The sequence below is a fragment of the Bacillus sp. G16 genome (genome assembly GCF_021282335.1).
Taxonomy (GTDB): domain Bacteria; phylum Bacillota; class Bacilli; order Bacillales; family Bacillaceae; genus Bacillus; species Bacillus inaquosorum.
Genome location: NZ_JAJSOZ010000001.1, coordinates 52,788 through 77,113 on the forward strand (window position 1 = coordinate 52,788; position 24,326 = coordinate 77,113).

A 24,326-nucleotide genomic window follows, 5' to 3' on the forward strand; every position below is an offset into this window, starting at 1 on the left:
CTCACGAATATACTGGCAGGACAAGTATACACCTGCCCCGCTTGTATAAGAAAGAGGCAGGATGCATCAGGCCCGGCTGACAACTGTGATTTTACCGCTGCTTCCGTCAACAGTGATGATGTCTCCGTCCTGAAGTCTTTCTGTTGCTGTACGTGTGCCGAGAACGGCGGGAATGCCATATTCGCGAGCAATAATCGCAGCGTGAGACAAAATGCCGCCCGTATCTGTAATAATCGCTTTGGCGTCTTGAAACAGGCTGGTCCATAGCGGTGTGGTCATTTTGCAAACGAGGACTTCCCCAGGCGCGAATTGAGAAAATTCACTGGCGTCCCGAATGATTTTAACCGGACCTGTTGCAATGCCGCTTGATGCCGCGATGCCATAAATTTGATTCTCCGTGTTTTTTTCATCCTCTATGACAGCGCCGACAATTTCTTCAGCAGCTTTGAGCTGTTCTTTTGTCGGAGTGCCGAGATAGGCAGGGGCTTGGGCCAGCTCATACTCGTGAAAGATCTGTCTGCGTTTTTCAGCCTTTTCTTGCAGGGATACAGGGTGAAGAAGCGCGTCTTCCACTTCATCATCATATAAGAACCAAAGGTCTTCACGATCCTGAATGACACCGCTGTCCGCCAGCAGTTCACCTACCTTCAGCAGAAAGATTCTTGCCTTGGCATCCAGCATGGCGTCAATATAAAAGTGATGATCATCCTTTATATTTGCAGCGCTCAGCGTCCACTGATAGTAACGGTCAAATTCTTTACGCAAAGCGGGATCTTCTATGTTTTCCAAGAACTCGTTGTATAATTTCTCTCGTTTTTCTCTCGTGTTCTGAAATTCATTGTCAAAATGATAGCCATTGCGGACATAATTTTGAATATTGGCCAGTGCAAAATACGGATTTTCTGCCCAGATCTGTTCAATCAGGTCATGGCTCTTAACAGATCTCCACCCGTATTCCTGTAAAAATTCATGAATGTTCTTCAGGAAGTGTCTGCCCACATCTGTTTGTTCCAATTTCTCCTGCAGCTGTTCTGGCTTGGTGTTTTCAAAAATCGCCAGCAGATTCGGGTTTTCCCGAACTTCAACGGAAAATAGCCACAGACAGCGGTCTGTTTCCAGTGATTTGTTCATTTTTCCTGTCAGCATCTCGTAAAAATGAGCGTTTTCGGACTCTCCTTGAATATGCTGATACATCGCTTGCAGTTTGTTTGTTAGAAGGATTTGCGGGAAAACGATATTGAAGTGTTCCTCATAAGCCGTGAGATAAAAGGCTTTTAATTTTTGAAAAGCATCCAGTGCGCTTTCTGCGGTATGTTCAGTTTGTGCGAGCTGATCCAGCTTCCTGTAAAACGGGAGGTATGTGTGATTGATGATGTCATACATACGCTCCGATAATATCGGAAAAAGCTCTTTGCCGCAGTCTTCAGAAGGTGGCTGTTGTCCGCCTTGGTTTTTGGAATAAATGTGCCCGCGATAAAGTTTTACTTCGTCAACAACTACGCCAATCGGGAACTTTTGCATGCTTTTCTTCAAGCCGTATTCCAGTGCCGGCACAATGAACGATGAAAATAACGGGCTCACCGGACCTTCAATATTTGACTCCATGTTGAGCCAGAAATCATTCATATCAGCGTCTGTAATCATGAAGCTGCGTTCTTCTTCTGCCGCTTTTTTGTCCTGTTCAATGGTTGTAATTGGGCGGGCCTGCAGAAGGTATACTTGATGATCAGCAATTCCGAATTCTATATCGACTGGATATCCGTACAGGTCTTCGGTTTTTTTCGTGATTTCAGTCAGTTCAATCACTTGTTCGTCTGTAAGGCAAAAACGGCTGCGCATGTCTTCGCTCGTTTCTTTTTCAGCAATTCCTTCTGCCGCGGACTCCATGTAAATTTCCTTTGCACCTATTTCTTTCTGAATCTCAAACGAAGATTTATTGACTATAAATGTGTCTGGGGTGACACTTCCTGATACGACAGCTTCCCCCAAACCGTAGCTGGCGCTGATTAATAGCTCTCTATCATCATGGGTAACAGGATTGCGACTGAAAATAACGCCTGATATTTCAGAATCGATCAGGCCTTGAACGACAACCCCCATTAACGGCTCTGCGATTTGATTGTTCATTTTTTTCTTATAGCTGCTGACTCGGCCTGAGAAAAATGAGGCCCAGCATTCTTTCACTTTAGCTAGAAACTCTTCCTCTGTTTTGATATTTAAGTAGGTTTCATATTGACCCGCGAATGAAGCGCCTTCTAAATCTTCCGAGGCAGATGAAGAACGCACGGCAACAGAGCGGTATGATTCTCTCAGCTTGTAAAAGGAATTTGTCAGCTCATGTTTCAGTTCATCTGAAAATGCTCCGGCGATGATCTCGCTCTCAATGCTTTCGCTTGTATCATGAATCTGGTTGTCCTCCATAAAACGGGCGAGTGCATTCGTCTGAATAATAAACCCGTCCGGAACAGGAAGACCGTGTTTGGTCAGTTTGATCAAATTCATGCCTTTTGCTCCAGCCAGCTGGCTGGACTCTTCTGCCTGGCGAAATAAAACAGAATACATATTTGAAACCCCTCTTTCCTTCATTTTGTTTTCTCTCTAGTTTTTTATGACGGAGCCTGTGTTCAAAAAATGATAGTGAACACTATCGTTCAATTGTAGGTTTTCAGGAAAATGCTGTCAAACTCAGAAAGTCCTAAATTAAATGAATAGTTAAGTTGGTTATATTATCATGAAAAATGCAGTTGAACTGGTGCTGTATGCCTATTTTCTTTTATTCTTGTAATCTGGCGGCGGGCATGCATTCATAAAAAAGTGCCGCTGATTGGACCAGCGGCACTCATGTAAATTAATATATGTTCTTACTTTATAGAATAAGTGAAATCATAGTTGCTTGTTGTGCTGTAGTCACCATCATGGGATTTCAGCCTCATGTACACACTTTCTCCGGGCTTAATCGAGGTGAGGTGAATGGAGTCCGTTCCCCCTTGGTCATGATCTTCAGCTTTGATAACGATTGTCTTCTCGGGGGTCACATATTGTACTTCAAGATCGTAGTTTTTTCCGCTTGGAGAAGTAAACGAAGCGGACACATCATGCTCGTCAGCCGTTTTGTTTTTCCAAAGGAACCAATCTTCATCGGCAGCCGTCTGGAGCTTCCATCTAAAATGATTATCCGGAAGAACTTCAAGTGCTGAATTTTTATTATCAGCTAAACCCGTGATTGCAGAAGCGGGGTGTGTTGCCATAAGGAGACCGGATAGTACAGCTGCTGTTGAAACATATGTAACGAAATTGAACTTCATATTTGTCACGCCCTGTCTATTTTTGTTTTAAACTGACAAGTTCTTACAACCATAATATAACTCTGCTTGTATATCTTGTAAATCATTCCATTCTATTATATCATTGTTTGATCTATTGATGTTTCTGTTGGACTGGTCCAAAGTGCAGATATGATGGTTGATTTAGGCTGAAAAAGGGTATGGTGTAGAAAGAGGGAACGATGCACGATTGTCCGATTCTTCATTTTTTACTATAATCAGATCAGATGAAGAATCCTTGAGGAGGGTTTTTGTTGATTACAAAAGCCGTTTTTGCATTGTTTTTCCCTTTTATGCTTGTTGTCCTTTTTACAAGAGTCACCTTTAATCATTATGTGGCGATCGCTCTAACAGCTGCATTGCTGTTTGCCTCTTATTTGAAAGGCTATACAGAAACGTATTTTATTGTAGGATTGGATGTTGTGTCTCTTGTGGCTGGCGGACTGTATATGGCCAAAAAAGCTGCTGAGAAAAAAGAAGAATAAAATCGGACATAATGAATATAACGACTGAATTCCTGCTTTTACGTTTTAAAAGCAGGTTTTTTATACATGAAAACAGCTGGAAATAAAAAACCACCGAACTTTAGTTCGTATTTTTAGTGATTTTGCATTCCATTGTGTTAGTATATCTATAGGAAGATTTCGTTAAAGAAACGGAGGCTTATTTTGTGAAAGATCGCTTTGAGTTAGTCTCGAAATATCAGCCCCAGGGAGATCAGCCGAAAGCCATTGAAAAACTTGTAAAAGGAATTCAGGAGGGCAAGAAGCATCAGACTCTGCTGGGTGCGACAGGAACGGGCAAAACATTTACGGTGTCCAATTTGATTAAAGAAGTCAATAAGCCGACTCTCGTGATAGCCCATAACAAAACCCTCGCCGGACAGCTTTACAGTGAGTTCAAGGAATTTTTTCCGAACAACGCTGTCGAGTATTTTGTCAGCTACTATGATTATTATCAGCCGGAGGCGTATGTGCCTCAAACGGATACGTTTATAGAGAAGGACGCAAGTATTAATGATGAAATTGATAAACTGAGACACTCCGCTACATCTTCTTTGTTTGAGCGGAGAGATGTCATTATCATCGCGAGTGTGTCTTGTATATATGGCCTCGGTTCGCCTGAAGAATACCGGGAAATGGTCGTGTCACTGCGGCCTGAAATGGAAATCGAGCGCAACGAGCTGCTCAGAAAGCTTGTAGACATCCAATATGCCCGCAATGATATCGACTTTCAGCGCGGTACATTTCGTGTGCGCGGAGACGTCGTGGAAATCTTCCCGGCATCTCGTGATGAACACTGTGTAAGAGTCGAGTTTTTCGGAGATGAAATTGAACGGATCCGGGAAGTGGACGCCCTGACAGGAGAAATTCTCGGCGACCGCGACCATGTCGCGATTTTTCCGGCGTCCCACTTCGTAACGCGGGCCGAGAAAATGGAGAAAGCGATTCAAAATATCGAGAAGGAGCTTGAGGAGCAGCTGAAGGTCATGCATGAAAACGGCAAGCTGCTTGAAGCGCAGCGTTTAGAGCAGCGGACAAGATATGACCTTGAAATGATGCGGGAAATGGGTTTCTGCTCCGGCATTGAGAACTATTCAAGACATCTGACGCTTCGGCCTCCGGGTTCAACGCCGTATACGCTTCTCGATTATTTCCCAGACGATTTTATGATCGTGGTAGATGAGTCGCATGTGACGATTCCTCAGGTGCGCGGCATGTTTAATGGAGACCAGGCGCGGAAACAGGTGCTCGTGGATCACGGCTTCCGGCTTCCGTCAGCGCTTGATAACCGTCCGCTCCGTTTTGAAGAGTTTGAAAAGCATATGCACAACATCGTGTATGTATCAGCAACGCCAGGGCCGTATGAGATTGAGCATACGGATGAAATGATCGAACAGATTATCCGTCCGACGGGGCTTCTTGACCCGCTTATTGATGTGCGCCCGATCGAAGGCCAGATTGATGACTTGATCGGCGAAATTCAAGCAAGAATCGAGCGGGATGAACGGGTGCTCGTGACAACCTTGACGAAGAAAATGTCAGAGGATCTCACCGATTATTTAAAGGAAATTGGCATTAAAGTTAACTATCTGCATTCAGAGATTAAGACGCTTGAACGGATTGAAATTATCCGCGACCTGCGCCTCGGCAAGCATGATGTGCTTATCGGCATCAACCTGCTGAGGGAAGGCCTCGATATACCCGAAGTATCCCTCGTTGCGATTTTGGATGCGGATAAGGAAGGCTTCCTTCGTTCGGAGCGTTCGCTTATCCAGACCATCGGACGGGCAGCAAGGAACTCTGAAGGCCGCGTCATTATGTATGCCGATAAAATAACGAAGTCTATGGAAATTGCGATTAATGAAACAAAACGCCGCCGCGAGCAGCAGGAGCGGTTTAATGAAGAGCACGGCATTACGCCGAAAACAATAAATAAAGAAATTCGCGATGTCATTCGTGCCACAGTAGCAGCTGAGGACAAAGCGGAATACAAAACAAAAGCCGCGCCGAAGCTGTCGAAAATGACGAAGAAAGAACGCCAGAAAGTCGTTGAACAGATGGAGCACGAAATGAAAGAAGCCGCCAAGGCGCTTGACTTTGAAAGAGCCGCGGAGCTTCGCGATTTACTTTTAGAGCTAAAAGCGGAAGGATGATGAACAAATGGCTATGGATCGGATAGAGGTGAAGGGAGCCAGGGCGCATAACCTGAAAAATATAGATGTAACAATTCCGAGAGATCAGCTTGTCGTTGTCACTGGTTTGTCCGGATCAGGGAAATCCTCCCTTGCCTTTGACACCATATATGCAGAAGGACAGCGACGATATGTTGAGTCTTTGTCTGCCTATGCCCGCCAGTTTTTAGGGCAAATGGATAAGCCGGATGTTGATGCGATTGAGGGGCTGTCTCCCGCCATCAGCATTGATCAGAAAACAACGAGCCGCAATCCGAGGTCTACAGTCGGTACGGTAACTGAGATTTATGATTATCTGCGTCTTTTGTATGCGAGAGTAGGGAAGCCTCATTGTCCGGAGCACGGAATTGAGATTACATCGCAGACCATCGAGCAAATGGTGGACAGAATTCTGGAATATCCGGAACGGACAAAGCTTCAGGTACTGGCTCCGATTGTCTCGGGCCGAAAAGGCGCTCATGTCAAGGTGCTTGAACAGATCAGAAAACAAGGCTATGTCAGAGTCAGAATTGACGGCGAAATGGCTGAGCTTTCTGATGATATTGAATTAGAAAAGAATAAAAAGCATTCGATTGAGGTTGTCATTGACCGAATTGTGGTGAAAGAAGGCGTGGCAGCCCGTCTGTCAGATTCATTGGAAACAGCCCTCCGTTTAGGTGAAGGAAGGGTCATGATTGATGTCATCGGTGAGGAAGAGTTGATGTTCAGTGAGCATCATGCCTGCCCGCACTGCGGATTTTCAATCGGCGAACTTGAGCCGCGGCTGTTTTCATTCAACAGCCCATTCGGAGCGTGTCCGACGTGTGACGGTCTCGGAATGAAGCTTGAAGTGGATGCGGATCTCGTCATCCCCAATCAAGATTTGTCATTGAAGGAGAATGCGGTCGCCCCTTGGACACCGATCAGCTCACAATATTATCCGCAGCTGCTTGAGGCGGTCTGCACCCACTACGGGATTGATATGGACGTGCCTGTAAAAGATCTGCCGAAGCATCAGCTGGATAAAGTGCTGTACGGCAGCGGAGATGATTTGATTTATTTCCGTTATGAAAATGACTTTGGGCAAATACGTGAAGGCGAAATTCAATTTGAAGGCGTATTGCGCAATATTGAAAGACGCTATAAGGAGACAAGCTCTGATTTTATCCGTGAACAAATGGAGCAGTATATGTCTCAGAAGTCTTGTCCTACGTGCAAAGGCTATCGGTTAAAGAAAGAGGCGCTTGCTGTACTGATTGACGGACGCCACATCGGAACAATTACCGAGCTGTCTGTCGGCAATGCACTTGCTTTCTTCAAAGGCCTTACCCTTTCTGAGAAGGATATGAAGATTGCCGATATGATCTTGCGCGAAATTGTGGAGCGCTTAAGCTTTCTGGACAAAGTCGGCCTTGATTACCTGACACTGAGCAGGGCCGCGGGAACATTGTCCGGGGGAGAGGCGCAGCGCATCAGGCTGGCGACGCAAATCGGCTCGCGCTTATCCGGTGTGCTTTATATTTTAGATGAGCCGTCTATCGGCCTGCATCAGCGTGATAACGACCGCTTAATCAGCGCCCTGAAAAACATGAGAGACCTTGGGAACACGCTGATTGTTGTCGAACACGATGAGGACACGATGATGGCAGCCGATTATTTAATTGATATTGGGCCCGGAGCTGGCATTCACGGCGGACAGGTGACATCTGCGGGCACGCCGGAAGAAGTGATGGGAGATCCAAACTCATTAACGGGCAGCTATTTATCAGGGAAAAAGTTCATCCCATTGCCTCCTGAAAGAAGAAAGCCGGACGGCCGTTACATTGAGATTAAAGGCGCTACAGAAAACAACCTGAAAAAAGCAAATGCCAAGTTCCCGCTTGGAACGTTCACAGCGGTTACAGGGGTTTCCGGATCAGGAAAGAGTACCCTCGTTAATGAAATTTTGCACAAGGCGCTGGCGCAAAAGCTTCATAAAGCGAAAGCGAAGCCCGGCAGCCACAAAGAAATTAAAGGCTTGGATCATTTAGACAAAGTCATTGACATTGACCAGGCGCCAATCGGAAGAACGCCGAGATCCAATCCTGCGACATACACCGGTGTGTTTGATGACATTCGTGATGTATTTGCACAGACAAATGAAGCAAAGGTACGCGGCTATAAAAAAGGCCGTTTCAGCTTTAACGTGAAGGGCGGGCGATGTGAAGCCTGCCGCGGAGACGGGATTATAAAAATTGAAATGCACTTCCTTCCTGACGTATACGTTCCGTGCGAGGTGTGCCACGGCAAACGCTATAACCGGGAAACGCTTGAAGTGACGTACAAAGGAAAAAGCATCTCTGATGTGCTTGATATGACGGTTGAAGATGCTCTTTCTTTCTTTGAAAATATCCCAAAAATCAAGCGTAAGCTCCAAACCCTTTATGATGTCGGTTTAGGTTATATTACGCTCGGCCAGCCGGCAACGACCTTGTCGGGCGGAGAAGCGCAGCGCGTGAAGCTCGCATCGGAGCTGCACAAACGGTCAACAGGGCGCACGCTCTACATTTTAGATGAACCGACGACAGGTTTGCACGTCGACGATATCGCCAGACTTCTTGTCGTGCTTCAGCGTTTGGTGGACAATGGAGATACAGTACTCGTCATTGAGCATAATCTAGATATCATTAAGACGGCAGATTATATTGTGGATCTGGGGCCAGAAGGCGGAGCCGGAGGCGGAACCATTGTCGCGTCGGGAACGCCTGAGGAAATCACTGAAGTGGAAGAATCGTATACAGGCCGTTATTTGAAGCCTGTTATGGAGCGTGACAAAAAACGCATGAAATCGCTCTTAGAAGCGAAAGAAACGGCTACATCTTAAAACCATCTATTTAGAGAGAGTTCAGCTTGTCAGCAAGTCCATCCTTGGGCTTAGCAGGCAAGCTTTTCTTATGGCATAACGGAAAAAGATAATATTTGTGTGATCGTTTCAATTTTTAATGGGTAAAATTTCTTTGGAAAAACACCTAAACATTTACAAAGCGCTGTCGATATATGAATTGAGGGGCGGATGATGTTTTCCATATTGAGCAAAAAAGCCCTATTAAGGGATTTGAAGGTATCCTTATAACAGGGTCTACATAAGTTAGAAGCTTTACTGGAATCGCAGTCGCCAGAAATCAAAGAAAAGGAAGTCTTTGATTTCAAAAACATATACACATGGAGGTATTTTACACATGAGAATTAACCACAATATCGCAGCGCTTAACACACTAAACCGTTTGTCTTCAAACAACAACGCGAGCTCAAAAAACATGGAGAAACTTTCTTCAGGTCTTCGTATTAACCGTGCAGGAGATGACGCAGCGGGTCTTGCGATCTCTGAAAAAATGAGAGGACAAATCAGAGGTCTTGAAATGGCTTCTAAAAACTCTCAAGACGGAATCTCTCTTATCCAAACAGCTGAGGGTGCATTAACTGAAACTCATGCGATCCTTCAACGTATGCGTGAACTTACTGTTCAAGCAGGAAACACAGGTACGCAAGATGCTACTGACCTTCAAGCGATCCAAGACGAAATGGACTCTTTAATTGAAGAGATCGGTGGGCAAGATGGAAGTAAAGGTATTGCGGACCGTACGCAATTTAACGGTAAAAACCTGTTAGACGGTTCTTTTTCAGAAGCAAGCGGTAAAAAGCTTACATTCCAAATTGGAGCGAATGGCGGACAGCAGTTAAGTGTAAACATTGAGAGCATGAAAGCTGCTGACATAGGTTCAGACACTATTAAAATCAAAGATATTAAAGTAACAGATTTCACAACTAATTCATTTGACGATCAACTTGGAGCTATCGACGCAGCAACGAATCAAGTATCTGCTCAACGTGCTAAACTTGGTGCGGTACAAAACCGTCTAGAGCACACAATCAACAACCTTGGTGCTTCTTCTGAAAACTTAACAGCTGCTGAGTCTCGTATCCGTGACGTTGACATGGCTAAAGAGATGAGCGAGTTCACAAAGAACAATATTCTTTCTCAAGCTTCTCAAGCGATGCTTGCTCAAGCGAACCAACAGCCTCAAAACGTACTTCAATTGTTACGTTAATTTCTGAACGGCTATCGTTCTTTCTGGTAGTCACAGCTTGCCGACAGAGTCCATTAGTTGGATATGCCGGCAGGCTTTTTTTGTTACAATCATTGTGTGATGGCGGGGGAATCTTCTTTGCGTTTTCTTCAAAACAAAAAAGGCGAGATATTGTCATCTAACCTTTAGCTTTGTGTCAGTTATAATGAATGTAACTTTTTCCACAATTACAAAGTCTTCTTATACAGCTGCTTGCTTACACTCATTAAATCTTGAACAATGTGCGTATTGCTGCTGTCGAGCAGCACTTTTATATATTGAATATCGTGAGAGATCGGAAAAGGTCCGTGAATCTGTTCTAGCTCGGCGATCATTTCACGATTCATTCTTTTTTGTTCATGAATCAGCTTTAACACCGATTCTTGTGTTACTGTATAGTCACTGGGATCTTTCTCCATTGCTTGTCCAGCCTCCTTGATTGCCGTAAGCTTTTTACATATTGTAATCGGTACAGCGGAAAGATTCTACTTCTAAAACTTTTTAAAATCCAATTTCCGTAAATCGGAGCATGTCTAAAGAATGAATTTGAAACCTTCAACAGGTTTTAAACGTATGAATAAGTAAAATGTCCCTGATCTTTTGTCATGGGCAATTACAATAGGAGTGTGGAATGAATTGAACCGTAATCAAGCTATTATTGCATCACTTTGTTATTTTAGTGTGTTCATTGCGCCAATCATTGTGCCGATCGTCGCTTATTTTGTTGTAAATGAGAAAGAAACTAAACGCCATGCGATACGTTCTCTTATTTCTCACATTGTTCCTTTTGTCGGCTGGCTGGTCCTTTTTATTGCTTTTCTTGGCGGAGCCGTAGCGATTGATGGAGACAGCCTGCTGCCTGTATTTGTGATCATAACGGGAGCGGTTATTTATTTCTTAGTTGTTATTGGCATTATCATTTGGAATGTGATTCAGGGTATTAAGGTACTGCGTGCAGCATAAGTAGACAATGGGGAGGAGATCGCAATGAAGCAAGAAAAGGAACGAATCCTTAAGCTCGTGGAGGAAGGAAAGCTTACAGCACAAGAGGCTTTGACACTGATTGAAAAGCTTGACAGCGACTACAAGGAAAAGGAAGAAAAAATCACAGCGCTCTCAGTTCATGTACATGACGAGGAAGAGCCGTTTTCAGCAGCAAAAAAAGAAAGCAGCAAGCCGTCTTTAGGAGCCAAGCTGTTTGACTGGATTGATTCTGCTGTGAAAAAGGTCAAGGAAGTTGACCTTGATTTGAACTTTGGCCATGCGTATGATGTTCAGCACATCTTTCAATTTAAAGATACTGACTTTTCAAGTGTCGAACTTCAGATCGCCAACGGCAGTGTGAATATCGTCCCTTGGGAAGACGAGGATATCAGAGCGGAATGCCAGGCGAAGGTATATCGTGCTGACAGCCAGGATGCGGCGAGACATGCATTTCTTCAGCATATTGAATGTGAAATCAAAGGAAATAAGTTTTTTATCCGTACTGAGAAGAAAACGATGAAAACCAATGTGACTTTGTATATTCCTCAGAAGGAGTATGATAAGATTCGGGTGAAGCTGTTTAATGGCCCGGTCAGAGGGGAACATTTACATGTAAAAGAGTTCTCGGCGAAAACGACAAACGGCGTGCTGTCGTTCTCGCATTTAACAGCTGAAAAAGCCATAGCTGAAACAGCCAACGGGCAAATTAAGCTTGCCGGCCACAGCTGCGGCACGATAGAAGCGGAAACCATTAACGGATTGATTGATCTCCGCGGGAGAAGCGAATCCATTGACGTTCAAAGCTTTAACGGAAATATTGCGATTAACGTAACAGAATCGGACTGCCGCTCCATTTATACCAAAACGACGACTGGAAATGTAGAGCTTGCGATTCCGGACGATCTTGCAGTGAAGGCGGAACTCAAAAGCAATCTGGGTTCGCTGTCCCATGAATTAATGGATGTTGAGATGCTGAAAGAAAAAAATGATACCATTCAAAAAGAAATGATGTTCACTTCAAATCAGGCACATGATCAAAACATCACCGTCTTCTCAGAATCATTAACAGGCGCCATCAAACTAAAGTACTCACAGAGGTGATCGAATGAATAGGCTTTATCGTTCAGAAAAAAACAAGAAAATGGCCGGCGTCATCGGCGGTCTTGCGGAATATTTCAACTGGGACGCATCGCTCCTCAGAGTCATAACTGTCATTTTAGCTGTTATGACAAGTGTTATCCCTGTTTTGCTTATTTATATCATTTGGATTTTTATCGTCCCGTCAGAAAGGGATATGAAATGACATGGTAAAATGGGCAGTCAGCATTTTGGTAAATGCATTGTTATTAATCGTTATCGATGGATACATTGACTCCATCCATATCAGCAGCATCGGGGCAGCGATTATCGCCAGCCTCATTTTATCAATCTTAAACGTGCTGATTAAACCGCTTTTGATTATCTTTACACTGCCAGTCACGATGGTGACGCTTGGTCTCTTCTTGTTTGTGATTAACGCCATCACGCTGATGATGACCGCGTCCATTATGGGTGACAGTTTTCAAATTGACGGCTTTGGCACAGCGATATGGGCATCCGTCATCCTGTCGGTGTTCCATTTGCTGATTCAAAAAGGCATTTTAGAGCCGCTGCGAAAGAAATAAAAAAGCTGCCATACAGAAGGCAGCTTTTTTTACATGTGGTGTTTTTTTTGTTTAACGCGCTTCTGCGGCGGATACATTTGAGGCAGAAGGCAAAAGCCCAATGCGGCAAATACAAGGCCTAAGAGGCCAAAGGACATGGCAGACGGCATCATGGTGAGCAGATAGGCAGATATCATCGGACCTGCCGCCATGCCTGTGTATCTGATAAAGTTGAAAATTCCGATTGCACTCCCTCTGTTGTGTTCAAATTCATTGGTGATCATTGTGGAGTACAAGGGAGGAATGACCCCCATCGAGATGCCAAACAGTGCCAGTGTAAGAGCCATGAGAACGAGAGAAACGGAATGTGTAACGGCGAACAACATGATACTGCAGGCCGCGACCGCATTGCTGCCGATAAACAATGTGTTCAGCGAGATTTTTGCCTGTATTCTTTTAAACAAAAACGTACCTGCGATCGTGCTTAGCGCCAGTGGCAAATATAACAATCCTGCTATGCTCACATCAATATGATAATGCTCCGTCAGTAATATCGGGAGGTAGACGATCACCGCAAAATAAATGAAAAAGAGGACAAAACTTAAGGCCAAAATGACGTTTCCTGTTCGATTTGTAAATATTGATTTGTAATGAGTGAACACATTGCCTTTGGTTTGCTGCTTAGATCCTGCGGGAGAGTCCTTAGGAAAAATCATGCTGTTTGCAACCAGCATAACGACAGAGATGGCCGTGAGCATCCAGAAGATCCCTTCGTATCCGGCTGCTCCGCCTATGAATCCGCCGAGGACAGGGGCGACAGCCGGCGCGGCGGAAAGGAGCATTTGATACGTTCCCATCGCACTCCCGCGTTCACTGCCTGTAAAAAGCTGTCCGATCGTTGTGGCAGCAATGAGAGGCAGTGCTGCGGACCCGGCAGCCTGTATCATTCTGAATATCAGAAACAAAGTAAAGTCAGTGGTCACCGCACAGCCGATGCTGGCTGCTGCCGTTGCCAGAATTCCGGCAATCAAGACAAACCGCGCGCCTTTAAAATCGATGATGGTCCCTAATATAATTTGCATAATCGCTGTCACAATCATAAAGACGGAGACTGACAGATTCACCATTGCTGCAGAAACATGGAACGATTCTTTAATGATCGGGATTATAGGTGAATAAATGTTTTGGCTTAAAGATGCAAAAAATGCGCTGAAGCAAACAATGTATAAGATCAATACCGCTTTTGATTTCATTTGAGCCATAAAGAATACACCGCCTTTTGTTTACTTTACAGGTTTGTCCGGAGTCCCATCGGTTTGTTCTGCTTCAAGTGTAGACGTCAGCTGCTCTAAAAATTTCAATACAGCATTTTGCTCATCTTGTGAAAACGAATCGAGGAATTGGTAAAAGGCCAGCTCCTTTTTTTTATGCAGTTTCTCATGCAAGTCGAAAATCCGTTTGCCTTTACGGGTTAATTTGAAATACACTTCTTTTTTGTTATTTGTCAGCTGATAGCTGTTAATGAATTCTTCCGTGATCAATTTTGTGCTGATTTTCGTTACATTCGCTTTTGATAAGTTCATTTTTTTTGCGATCCCCGCATTGTTAATGGGCTCATGCTTGCCGATGCAGTCAATGACATGAATGCTTGTCATGTTTTTAGGGATATCGATCACATCCTCTTCTGCGGCCTCCTTAAAAAATTGCTGAAGTGAAGTGTTCGCTTTTTGTTCATTAAGGTGCAGCAGTCTCACATATATGTCGTATATCATCTGCTTTGTCAAATCAGACATAGGCTACCTTCTTTCTGAGGAATAATAGTTTACGATGAAACAATAAATAAAATTGTTTACTGGTGAACGATTTAATTTTATCTTTTCTTACTTTCGTTGTCAATTGCTGGAGTTTAAACTTTATCTGGTGTTATGTCATGCTGAACAGGAGTGTAAAAAGTGTGTGAAAAATGTGACATTTACATTTATTTCAAAAAAATAGGTACTATTCATATTGACGGGTGGAACGATAAGGGATAAAATGACTAATGTTTACTAGTAAACATTTATCATGATATGAATAATGAAAAAGAAGTTTTAAATCTTAAAATAATTCACTTAGAAACTTTAAGTGCTGCCTGCCATTCGTCTTGTTCAGTTGTGCCAGTTATTCTATCTCATTTTTGAGGGTGATGACTTAAAGCGGGATAAGTTTTTAGAGGTGAATGAGATGACCGAAATGGTGACGGAAAGAAAGCCTGTAGATTTTACTGCTGAGTCACTGACACAAAACTGCAGAGAAATATTTGAACGGCGCCGGCATGTTTTGGTGGGGATCAGCCCATTTAATAGCAGGTTTTCTGAGGATTATATTTACAGATTGATTGGATGGGCAACGGCTGAATTTAAAAACGTTTCCGTTTTGCTTGCGGGGCATGAGGCGGCTAATCTTCTTGAAGCGCTCGGAACTCCCAGAGGCAAAGCTGAGCGAAAAGTAAGAAAAGAGGTATCACGAAACAGAAGATTTGCAGAAAGGGCTCTTGCGGCTCATGGCGGGGACTCAAAGGCGATTCACACATTTTCTGATTTCGCGGAAAACAATGCCTATCAGCTGTTGAGACAAGAAGTTGAACATGCGTTTTTTGAGCAGCCTCATTTTCGGCATGCTTGTTTGGACATGTCTCGTGAAGCGATGATCGGGCGTGCACGCGGCATCAGTTTGATGATGGAAGAAGTCAGTGAGGATATGCTGAATTTAGCTGTGGAATATGTCATTGCTGAGCTGCCGTTTTTTATCGGAGCTCCGGATATTCTTGAGGTGGAAGAGACGCTCCTTGCTTATCATCGTCCGTGGAAGCTCGGTGAGAAAATCAGTAACCATGAATTTTCTATTCGTATGCGGCCTAATCAAGGGTATCTCATTGTGCAGGAAACGGCGCAGATGCTTTCTGAAACACGGATCACATCTGAAGGATGATAGGGGGAGTAAACATGAATCAATCAATTAAGTTGTTTAGTGTGCTTTCTGATCAATTTCAAGAAAATCCATATGCTTATTTTTCACAGCTGCGGGAGGAAGATCCTGTTCATTATGAAGAGTCGATAGACAGTTATTTTATCAGCCGCTATCACGATGTCCGCTATATCCTTCAGCATCCGGATATTTTTACGACAAAATCACTTGTTGAGCGTGCTGAACCGGTCATGCGCGGCCCTGTGCTGGCCCAAATGCATGGGAAAGAACACTCCGCAAAAAGAAGAATTGTAGTGAGAAGCTTTGTCGGGGACGCATTGGATCATCTGTCTCCATTCATTAAGCAAAATGCAGAAAACTTATTAGATCCTTATCTAGAAAAAGGGAGAATCGATCTCGTCAATGATTTTGGAAAGACGTTTGCGGTGTGTGTCACGATGGACATGCTCGGGCTGGATAAAAGAGATCATGAAAAAATCGCTGAGTGGCACAGCGGAGTTGCCGATTTTATTACGAGTATCTTTCAGACTCCTGAAGCGCGGGCGCATTCTTTATGGTGCAGCGAACAGCTTTCCGATTACTTGATGCCGGTCATCGAGGAACGCCGCGTCAATCCGGGATCAGATTTAATTTCCATCCTGTGTACGTCTGAATATGAAGGCATGGCGATGTCGGACAAGGATATATTGGCACTGATTCTCAATGTGCTGTTAGCCGCAACGGAACCGGCAGATAAGACACTGGCGCTGATGATATATCATTTGCTCAACAATCCCGAGCAGATGAATGATGTTTTGGCTGACCGTTCGTTGGTGCCGAGAGTCATTGCGGAGACGTTGCGTTATAAACCGCCGGTTCAGCTGATTCCGCGGCAGCTGTCCCAAGATACGGTGGTCGGCGGTATGGAAATCAAAAAAGATACGATTGTTTTTTGTATGATCGGAGCAGCTAACCGGGACCCGGAAGCGTTTGAACATCCTGACGTGTTTAATATTCATCGGGAAGATCTCGGCATCAAGAGCGCTTTTAGCGGCGCAGCCCGGCATCTCGCTTTCGGATCTGGCATCCATAACTGTGTAGGAGCAGCTTTTGCCAAAACCGAAATCGAAATTGTAGCCAATATTGTGCTGGATAAGATGCGGAATATCAGGTTAGAGGAAGGTTTTCGTTATGCTGAGTCCGGTCTGTATACACGCGGACCCGTCTCACTTCATATTGCGTTTGACAGGGCTCAATAAGATTGAAAGGTCTCTCCCATCGGGTGAGGCTTTTTTTACATATGTTTGACCCACAAGTTTAAAAACGCAGTCACCGTTTTTAAATCATCAATTGAAAATTCATTGAAGAGCTGTTTGTATTGCTCCTTTGCTTTTTCATGAAGCTGTTCATGTAATGCCGCCAGTTCTCTGCCGCTTTCAGTTAACGTATAAAAAATTTCTTTTTTGTTGCCGGGCTTTTTTGTCACTGTGATGATATTGTGATTCAACAAAGCTTGAACTGCTTTTGAAACAGCTGCTTTTGAGATGTGTAAGCGGGATGCCAAGGAGCTGTTGTTCACATTTTGGCTGGTATGTATACAGGAAACAATGTGAAGCTGGGTCAATGTCCAGTCTTTTTTGAGGTGTTCGAGATGTGTTGAGGACATGCCGCGGGATGGTATGTGCACCTTTTGCCAGACGCGTTTATCCCTTTTTAATGCGAATTGTTGTATAGCTTGAAATAATTCATCATGAATACTGTTGTCCATCAATCTGCCTCTCTGATTTAATTGTTAACTGGTTAACTATCCTCAGTTTACTGGGTAATAGTGGAATTTTCAAGAGGCAGACGCTTTTTTGTTCTTTTTGCACAAAAATAAACTCATAAGCTTCCCTATTCAGACGCAAAATACGTGAAAAGGGAGGTGTTTTGATGAGGAAATACACAGTTATCGCTTCTTTGTTCTTGTCTTTTCTTTCAGTTTTGTCTGGCGGCCATCATGAATCGAAAGCTTTCCCTGTTATAAAGCAGGAACCATTCCAAACGCCTCATTACATACCCTTGCTTGAAAATCCTCCTCAAATCGATGTGAAAGCTGAAATGAAAAGCAATCTGATGATTGAGGCTCAAGTGCGTGACAATGAGTATCAAGCATTTTCTGCCTTTCTTTTTTATAAACAAAGTAATGAGCTGGGCTACAAAATGGTGCCGATGGACCCGACACCCGGAGCGATTCACAAGTTTTTGGCGCAAATTCCGAAACGATTGATTTGGAACAGCGAGCTTGAGTATTACATTGTGATTTCCAATGGGAAGCAGCGGGTCGAGTCGGAGACGAAGAAACTGAAGCTTGAAGGATATCAGGCTGATCTCGCCCATATTCCGGAGCTTCTGATCACAGAGTTAGCGGTTGATACGAAGAACACGGGACGTGCAGACGGTTATGAATTTATTGAGATTTATAATACGACTGACAGAACGATTGATTTTAAAGACTATCATATCCGTTACCGCTATCCGAAAGAAGGGCCTGACTCCGATCTGATTTGGAGACCGGATGAAAGGATCACCATTCCATCCGGCGAAACTTTTGTGGTTTGGCTGAAGCCTGCCGGGCATCCAGAATTGACGGCGGAGGATTTCAATCGATATTACCAGACACAATTAACGGAAGGGAAAAATCTCGCGGTATTAGAAGAGACAGAGGGGATGGCCAATACTAGGCCGCGGTCAGTTGTGATATCAACGAATACAGGAAAAGATATTTCGGTCGCGCATTATCGGAAACATGCGCTGCGCCGGCTGTCATCTGTGCTTTACAAGTATCCGCTGGACGGAACTGCAGAACTTCTCAATATCTCAATCGGAGAAAAAAATCCGTCCCCGGGAACGGTATTACAGGCGCAAGTTCCTGAGCAGAAACGAAAAATTAAGCTTGATAAAGAAAAGCCGGTCATTGAGGATTTGACTGACCGCAAGCCTGTTCGCCCTGCCGAAAGCATTGAGCTGCGGGCTGATATACGGGACCGCAGTCTTGTGAAAACAGCGGCCTTCTACTATCGGACAGATGAAAACAAACCGTTTAAGCGCATTCTCGCTGAAAAAGACCGCAACGACAATCTCTACCATTATATTGTGTATTCGCCTGAACTGATCGGGAAGGATCAGCTTGAGTATTACGTGGCAGCAGGGGACGGAATCAATGAGGCGAGAACGCCGGTCAAAATGATTGATATTAAACAAACAAGCAAATCGCACGGTTTGCGGATGAACATTGAAAACAGAGACACGCTGTCGGGAACTCAGTTTCTCAAAGCGACGACAGACGGGCGCACTGACAGCATTAAACTGTGGATAGACGGAAAAAAACAAGTGACAGAGCCCGCTATGGAAAAAGAAGTGTATTTTGCGTTCGATACGAGAAAAACGAATCTTTACTTTAAAAACGCGGTAACGATGGAAGGCAAAGTGTTAAAGGTATTTGATGATACAACAAATAAATACCGCACCTATTCTGTTCCCTTACCAGAGTTGCTGCTCCGTAAAGGGAAGCAGCTGCAGCGTATTACGATACGATCAGGTTCAAAGGTGTCTCCATTTGATACGGCTGAAAACCGTGATGATTTCTTAGTCAAAAACGCCCGATTGGTGTTATCGGATGGGACGGTGATCAGGGATCAGAGGGTTTCTCCTGAGAAGGAACTCTTTATTGGAGATAATCAGCGCTCGAATAAAAGCTGGCAATTTCAATTCAATCTTCCTGACGGACTGTTTACGTCACAGTTGCTGAAGTGGGATACATCAAAGCTTTCTGAAGGCGCTCACCATATTCAAGCAAGCGACGGCAAGGAAAATGTAAGCTTGGTTGTGCGTGTAGATAATTCGGGGCCGCATATCGAGCCGAATATCACCGAGGGACAAACGTACAAAGGAAACCTCATCCTGCAGGCGGATATGTATGATAAATGGAGCAAAATTGAGGAAGCGGAGGCGTCTTTAGATGGTGAGAGCATTACACTTCCCTACCATACGTCATCTTCTGAACTTTTGCCGGGAAAACATTCTCTAAAAATAACCGCAACGGACCTCGCGGGCAATAAAACAATCATTGAGCGGACGTTTAAAACAGAACGTGAGCATCCGGATCAGCCGGAGGTCATAGACAGCGAAGCCGATACACATAGGGCTAAGCTTTCTGTGCGGGTGAAGGATCCGACGGATGACCCCATGGATGTCGCTTTTTATAGAGGATTTCAATATACAGCACGAAACAATGTGAAAATATTCAAGCACGCGTCACTGACTGAACCGCCGAAAAGCTTTGTGCCGGAAAGCGAGACCCCCTTTACGAATAAAGAATTGGAGCGGGTATCTGCTGCTGACGGAAATACAGTATCGACAGAAAAGAAGGAGCTTTTCCCTTATCATCGCTTTGAAGTGACGGTTGATCCGTCAGTTGATGAGAATGACTTGGCGGAAGCGGTCTGGAAGGGAAGTTCTTTGCCGGGAAGAAAGGTGACGATGTATGCTTGGAATTACCGGACAAACGAGTGGCAGCCGGTTGACAGCTTCGTTGCCAAAGATCACAAACCGTTTACGCTGAAGGCGTCAGTAATCGCCTCCAATTTTGTGCGGAAGTCGAAGATGAATGTGATTGTCCAGGATGAAATTCCTCCTGCGAAGGATATGTACACATTTGCCTGGATGTCCGATACGCAGTATTACGCGGAAAGCTATCCGCATATTTTTGATAAACAGACCGCATGGATCAAAAATAATCAAAAGCAGCTCAATATCAAATATGTGTTTCACACGGGTGATATTGTAGATGATTCTGCCGATATCAGACAGTGGAAAAACGCTGATCGGTCAATGTCTGTTCTGGATAAAAGCGGGATTCCTTACGGCGTGCTGGCAGGTAACCACGATGTCGGGCATAAGGACGGCTCCTACAGGGCGTTTGGCAAATACTTTGGCAGTCATCGTTTTGATAAAAAATTGCATTATGGCGGTTCTTATAAAAATAACCGCGGACATTATGACTTAATTTCGAGCAACGGCAATGATTATATCATGCTGTACATGGGATGGGGCATTACGGATGAAGACATCGCGTGGATGAATCAAGTGCTAAAGAAGCATCCTGACCGGATGGCTGTTTTAGCTTTTCATGAGTATTTGCTGGTCAGCGGAAACAGAAGCCCGATCGGAGAGAAGATATTCAAAAAAGTCGTGAAGCCGAATCCGAATGTGGTGATGGTGTTAAGCGGGCATTATCATAGTGCGATGAGAAAAACTGATGAGCTGGATGATGATGGTGATGGAAAACCGGATCGCCTCGTGCATCAAATGCTGGCCGATTATCAGGGCGGGCCAGAAGGCGGACAAGGGTATTTGCGTTTGCTGCAGTTTGACCAGGCGAATGATATGGTGCATGTGTCGACGTACTCTCCGCATTTACAAGATAAAAACTACTATGATACGGATACCTACGGCAACAAGGATGAGTTTTCGCTTTCGCTTGATTTGAAGCCGAGGGTCAAAAAGGTGGAAACCGATTATTTTGAATGTAATGTATATACCAATGAAGAGCTCGGAAAACGGGAGCAAGTGAAGAGCGGGGATACCGCTGAATTCCGCTGGGATGATCTTGAACCGCACTCTGTTTATTATTGGTACACCATTGTGGAAGACAGCTTTAACGGCAAAACGAAATCACCGATCTGGAAGTTCAAGACGAAAAAAGAGACATATCGTCCGTCGCCAGACCAGTTTGATTTTCGCCATGTCTCCAATCCTTAAAAAGGGTTGGAGATTTTTTTATGAAAGCCGGTCCATATAGTGGACAAATGTATAACGGTCGCCTCTGTATACTGATTTTGCATGTTCAAAAGCAGTTCCGTTCTGTAAATACGTTGTTCGTTTGATTAACAGGACAGGCGCCCCTTTTTGAATGCCAAGAATGCTTGCTTCTTTCGATGTTGCAGCGCTTGGTTCAAGCTCCTGTTTTGCACGGGAAATCGGGATGCTGTTGTACTTTTCAATATGCTCGTAAATCGACGACTGAAAATGCGATTCGTTTAATTCACCCGCAAGCTCAAACGGAATATGCGAGGATTCAATCGCCATTGGAATATCATTTGCCAGCCGCACTCGAGTGATTTTATGGATAGGAGAGGGATGCCCGCAGCCTAATAAAGCTGCGAGCTCCTCAGTTGACTCAATTAGCTGATAGTCAATGAGCCTGCTGCCTGGTGTCATCCCGCGGCTTTTCATATCCTCGGTAAAGCTTGTAAGCCCTTGGAGTGCTTGTTCCATTTTTGGCTTGCTGACAAAGGTGCCCCGTCCTTTCAGGCGATAAAGAAAGCCTTCATTGACTAAATTAGAAAGCGCCTGGCGAACCGTCATCCGGCTGATTCCGAATTGTTCGGCATATTCACGCTCGGAGGGAAGAGGCATATCCGGCTGCAGCTCTCCGCTCTTAATTTGGGCTTTTAATTGCTCCATAATCTGATAATAAATCGGAATAGGCGATTGTTTATCGATATTCATAAGTCAGCATGTTCCTTTCAAGGTCATAATGCCGCGGCTTCACGATCAATCAAAATCGTAACATCGGGGTGCAGGTGCAAAGCCGATGCTGGGAAATCTTCGCTTACGTCTCCTTCTAACAGCTTTCTCGCAGCTTCCGCTTTGCTTTTTCCAGAAATAAGCAGCAGAATGCGCTTGCTTGAGAGAATCGTCTGGATTCCCATTGTGAGTGCTTTTTTCGGCACACTGTCTATTGAAGAAAAATATCTGGCATTCGCCTGGCGGGTTTGTTCATTTAATGTCACAACGTGTGTTCGCGACTTGAAAGGCGTTCCCGGTTCGTTGAAGCCGATATGTCCATTTCGGCCGATGCCGAGAAGCTGAATGTCAGTGCCGCCAATGGATTCGACTAGTTGTTCGTACCGCCTGCATTCGGCTTCCAGGTCGTCTGCATTTCCATTGGGAATAAAATGCCGGCTTGGCTGGCTGTCGATATGCTGAAAAAAACGAGAATTCATATAGTAGTGATAGCTGTTCGGATCATCGCTTGAAAGTCCGGCGTATTCATCCAAATTAACCGTGGTGACGTTTTTAAATGAAAGATTCTCAGTTTGGTGCAGGCGGATCAGCTCGCGATACGTGCCTTCCGGTGTGCCGCCTGTTGCTAAACCGAGAACGGCGTCAGGTTTTTCCTTGATTGTGTCTGCGGCTATTCTGGCTGCTTTTTGGCTTAGCTCTTCATATGTTTGACATTCAACTACTTTCATATCTGGTCAGCCTCCTTGGATATAAATGCAATGTTTCCGCGGCAGATGGTGAGAATCACCTTGCAATCACTGCTAACAATCACAAGATCCGCATCTTTTCCCTCTGTCACACTGCCTTTTCGGTCAAAGATACCCAGCTGTTTGGCTGCGTTTGCAGAAGTTATATTAGCTATATCCGTCCAAGAGCAATTTGTAAACTCACGCATATGCCGTGCGCCTTCGTTCATTTTGAGGATCGACCCGGCAAGTGTTCCGTCGGAAAGAAGAGCTGTCTTTCCTCTTACCGTCACACTTTGGCCGCCGAACTCGTATACACCATCTTTCAGGCCTTTTGCCCTCATGGAATCGGTAATTAAAATGAGCTTGCTGCTGCCTTTTGCCAAAAAAGCAAGCTTTGCCGCTAAAGGATGGGAGTGGATGCCGTCAGCGATAAGCTCTGTCACAAACCCATCATGGGCTAGCGCCGTTCCGATCACTCCGGGCTCTCGGTGATGAAACGGGCTCATCGCGTTGTAAAGATGGGTCATATGGCTCGCGCCTGCTTTCGCGGCCTCCGACAGTAATGCGGAGTCGGCATCTGTGTGCCCCATCGACGCGATAATCGATTCGTCTTTTAAATAGCGGATCAGTTCAAAATGCTGATCCTCCTCCGGCGCAAGTGTGACGATTTTGATCAGTCCGCCCGCCTCCTGCTGCCACTTTTTGAAAAGCGCAACATCCGAAGGCCTGATCCATTCCTTTGGCTGTGCTCCGGCTCTTTTAGGTGAAACAAAGGGCCCCTCCAAATGAATGCCGAGCAGTTCCGCGCCTAATAATGAGGATTCTTCAGCTGCTTTCCAATCTCTTGCATTCACCAAAGCTTGGGAAATGTGCCCATGTTCCTGGGTAATGGTTGTTGCTAAAAAGCTCGTCGTGCCTTCTTCTGGAAGTCTTGAGGACATGGTGTCGAGAGCGGAAAAGCTTGCATCCATCGTATCTGCGCCATAGCCGCCGTGAATATGAATGTCAATCATCCCGGGAAGCAAAACGGAATCTGCCGGTGCTTGAATCTCTTTTGAGTAAGACTCTTTAGGCCGTTCTGTTGAAACTGTGCTGATTTTTCCGCCATTGATTCCGACATAGCCATTTTTGATTACTTCATTTTCTGTCACGATCGCGATGCCTTTGATAAGAAGACTTTCTGCCATAGGTGATCCGCCTTTCTGGAATATGAATACATTTATTTTACCCCTTTTCAGACTAGTGATCTAGACCAGCTGAGGTGTTTTCCCGTCTTTTATAAAATCTGTTTTAGGTTCAAGCCCGAAAGTGATAAAATGAAAGTATTGTGAGCAAGCTCGGGGCAGCCCGGA

General features: G+C 44.7%; 20 protein-coding genes. 11 read left to right on the plus strand and 9 right to left on the minus strand.

What is annotated here, in order from left to right; translation table 11 throughout:
• Positions 1-66 precede the first annotated feature (66 nt).
• Positions 67-2,562 carry a PEP/pyruvate-binding domain-containing protein gene (locus tag LWH95_RS00265; RefSeq protein WP_232918687.1) on the minus strand — a complete coding sequence of 832 codons (2,496 nt, stop codon included), beginning with the start codon at positions 2,560-2,562 and terminating at the stop codon, positions 67-69.
• 299 nt (positions 2,563-2,861) lie between these two features.
• Entirely contained in the window at positions 2,862-3,305 is a 444-nt protein-coding gene (locus LWH95_RS00270; protein WP_232918688.1) for a hypothetical protein, read from the minus strand.
• A gap of 272 nt (positions 3,306-3,577) precedes the next feature.
• Between LWH95_RS00270 and LWH95_RS00275 the strand changes: the two genes are divergently transcribed.
• From LWH95_RS00275 to hag, 4 genes are all read left to right on the plus strand, one after another.
• Positions 3,578-3,808: a CsbA family protein gene (locus LWH95_RS00275; protein WP_003228053.1), complete on the plus strand. Its 231-nt coding sequence runs from the start codon at positions 3,578-3,580 to the stop codon at positions 3,806-3,808.
• Between the two features lie 185 nt (positions 3,809-3,993).
• A complete protein-coding gene (gene uvrB / locus LWH95_RS00280) occupies positions 3,994-5,979 on the plus strand; it encodes an excinuclease ABC subunit UvrB (protein ID WP_003235422.1) in 1,986 nt (661 codons plus the stop codon).
• A 7-nt stretch (positions 5,980-5,986) separates the two neighbouring features.
• Positions 5,987-8,860 (plus strand): excinuclease ABC subunit UvrA, encoded by a 2,874-nt coding sequence (gene uvrA / locus LWH95_RS00285; RefSeq protein ID WP_232918690.1) that lies wholly within the window; start codon positions 5,987-5,989, stop codon positions 8,858-8,860.
• 355 nt (positions 8,861-9,215) lie between these two features.
• A complete protein-coding gene (hag, locus tag LWH95_RS00290) occupies positions 9,216-10,085 on the plus strand; it encodes a flagellin Hag (RefSeq protein ID WP_003235420.1) in 870 nt (289 codons plus the stop codon).
• A 206-nt stretch (positions 10,086-10,291) separates the two neighbouring features.
• On the opposite strand, the gene LWH95_RS00295 is transcribed toward hag, so the two are convergent.
• Complete coding sequence (locus LWH95_RS00295; protein WP_003235419.1) at positions 10,292-10,522, minus strand: hypothetical protein; 231 nt, start codon at positions 10,520-10,522, stop codon at positions 10,292-10,294.
• 217 nt (positions 10,523-10,739) lie between these two features.
• Between LWH95_RS00295 and yvlA the strand changes: the two genes are divergently transcribed.
• From yvlA to LWH95_RS00315, 4 genes are read left to right on the plus strand one after another with little or no spacing between them, the layout of a single operon-like run.
• Entirely contained in the window at positions 10,740-11,066 is a 327-nt protein-coding gene (gene yvlA / locus LWH95_RS00300; protein ID WP_232918691.1) for a protein YvlA, read from the plus strand.
• A 24-nt stretch (positions 11,067-11,090) separates the two neighbouring features.
• The gene (locus LWH95_RS00305) at positions 11,091-12,188 is read left to right on the plus strand and encodes a DUF4097 family beta strand repeat-containing protein (protein WP_003235417.1); all 1,098 of its coding nucleotides are present in this window, start codon (positions 11,091-11,093) and stop codon (positions 12,186-12,188) included.
• A 4-nt stretch (positions 12,189-12,192) separates the two neighbouring features.
• Positions 12,193-12,390, plus strand: coding sequence for a PspC domain-containing protein (locus LWH95_RS00310; protein WP_003235416.1), 198 nt, complete (start codon positions 12,193-12,195; stop codon positions 12,388-12,390).
• A 1-nt stretch (position 12,391) separates the two neighbouring features.
• On the plus strand, positions 12,392-12,751 hold the full coding sequence (locus tag LWH95_RS00315) for a phage holin family protein (RefSeq protein WP_003228066.1): 360 nt from the start codon (positions 12,392-12,394) through the stop codon (positions 12,749-12,751).
• Between the two features lie 29 nt (positions 12,752-12,780).
• On the opposite strand, the gene LWH95_RS00320 is transcribed toward LWH95_RS00315, so the two are convergent.
• Together LWH95_RS00320 and pchR are read right to left on the minus strand one after the other, a co-directional pair.
• Positions 12,781-13,992 (minus strand): MFS transporter, encoded by a 1,212-nt coding sequence (locus LWH95_RS00320; protein WP_232918692.1) that lies wholly within the window; start codon positions 13,990-13,992, stop codon positions 12,781-12,783.
• A gap of 21 nt (positions 13,993-14,013) precedes the next feature.
• Positions 14,014-14,523 (minus strand): pulcherriminic acid biosynthesis transcriptional regulator PchR, encoded by a 510-nt coding sequence (pchR, locus tag LWH95_RS00325; protein WP_232918693.1) that lies wholly within the window; start codon positions 14,521-14,523, stop codon positions 14,014-14,016.
• A gap of 430 nt (positions 14,524-14,953) precedes the next feature.
• Here pchR and pchC point away from each other — a divergent pair, with 430 nt between their 5' ends.
• Positions 14,954-15,700 carry a cyclo(L-leucyl-L-leucyl) synthase gene (gene pchC, locus LWH95_RS00330; RefSeq protein ID WP_232918696.1) on the plus strand — a complete coding sequence of 249 codons (747 nt, stop codon included), beginning with the start codon at positions 14,954-14,956 and terminating at the stop codon, positions 15,698-15,700.
• 14 nt (positions 15,701-15,714) lie between these two features.
• The gene (cypX, locus tag LWH95_RS00335; protein WP_232918698.1) at positions 15,715-16,935 is read left to right on the plus strand and encodes a pulcherriminic acid synthase; all 1,221 of its coding nucleotides are present in this window, start codon (positions 15,715-15,717) and stop codon (positions 16,933-16,935) included.
• Between the two features lie 35 nt (positions 16,936-16,970).
• On the opposite strand, the gene LWH95_RS00340 is transcribed toward cypX, so the two are convergent.
• Positions 16,971-17,444 (minus strand): MarR family transcriptional regulator, encoded by a 474-nt coding sequence (locus LWH95_RS00340; protein WP_232918699.1) that lies wholly within the window; start codon positions 17,442-17,444, stop codon positions 16,971-16,973.
• A 164-nt stretch (positions 17,445-17,608) separates the two neighbouring features.
• On the opposite strand from LWH95_RS00340, the gene LWH95_RS00345 reads away from it, so the two are divergent.
• On the plus strand, positions 17,609-21,478 hold the full coding sequence (locus LWH95_RS00345; RefSeq protein WP_232918700.1) for a metallophosphoesterase: 3,870 nt from the start codon (positions 17,609-17,611) through the stop codon (positions 21,476-21,478).
• Between the two features lie 18 nt (positions 21,479-21,496).
• On the opposite strand, the gene nagR is transcribed toward LWH95_RS00345, so the two are convergent.
• The 3 genes from nagR to nagA are packed head-to-tail and all read right to left on the minus strand — an operon-like array spanning position 21,497 to position 24,161.
• Entirely contained in the window at positions 21,497-22,228 is a 732-nt protein-coding gene (gene nagR, locus LWH95_RS00350; protein ID WP_003235409.1) for an N-acetylglucosamine utilization transcriptional regulator NagR, read from the minus strand.
• A 23-nt stretch (positions 22,229-22,251) separates the two neighbouring features.
• The gene (nagB, locus tag LWH95_RS00355) at positions 22,252-22,974 is read right to left on the minus strand and encodes a glucosamine-6-phosphate deaminase (protein ID WP_232918701.1); all 723 of its coding nucleotides are present in this window, start codon (positions 22,972-22,974) and stop codon (positions 22,252-22,254) included.
• Positions 22,971-24,161, minus strand: a complete 1,191-nt coding sequence (nagA, locus tag LWH95_RS00360) for an N-acetylglucosamine-6-phosphate deacetylase (protein WP_148982516.1) — start codon at positions 24,159-24,161, stop codon at positions 22,971-22,973. Before nagA ends, nagB begins: the two co-directional genes overlap by 4 nt.
• Positions 24,162-24,326: the final 165 nt, after the last annotated feature.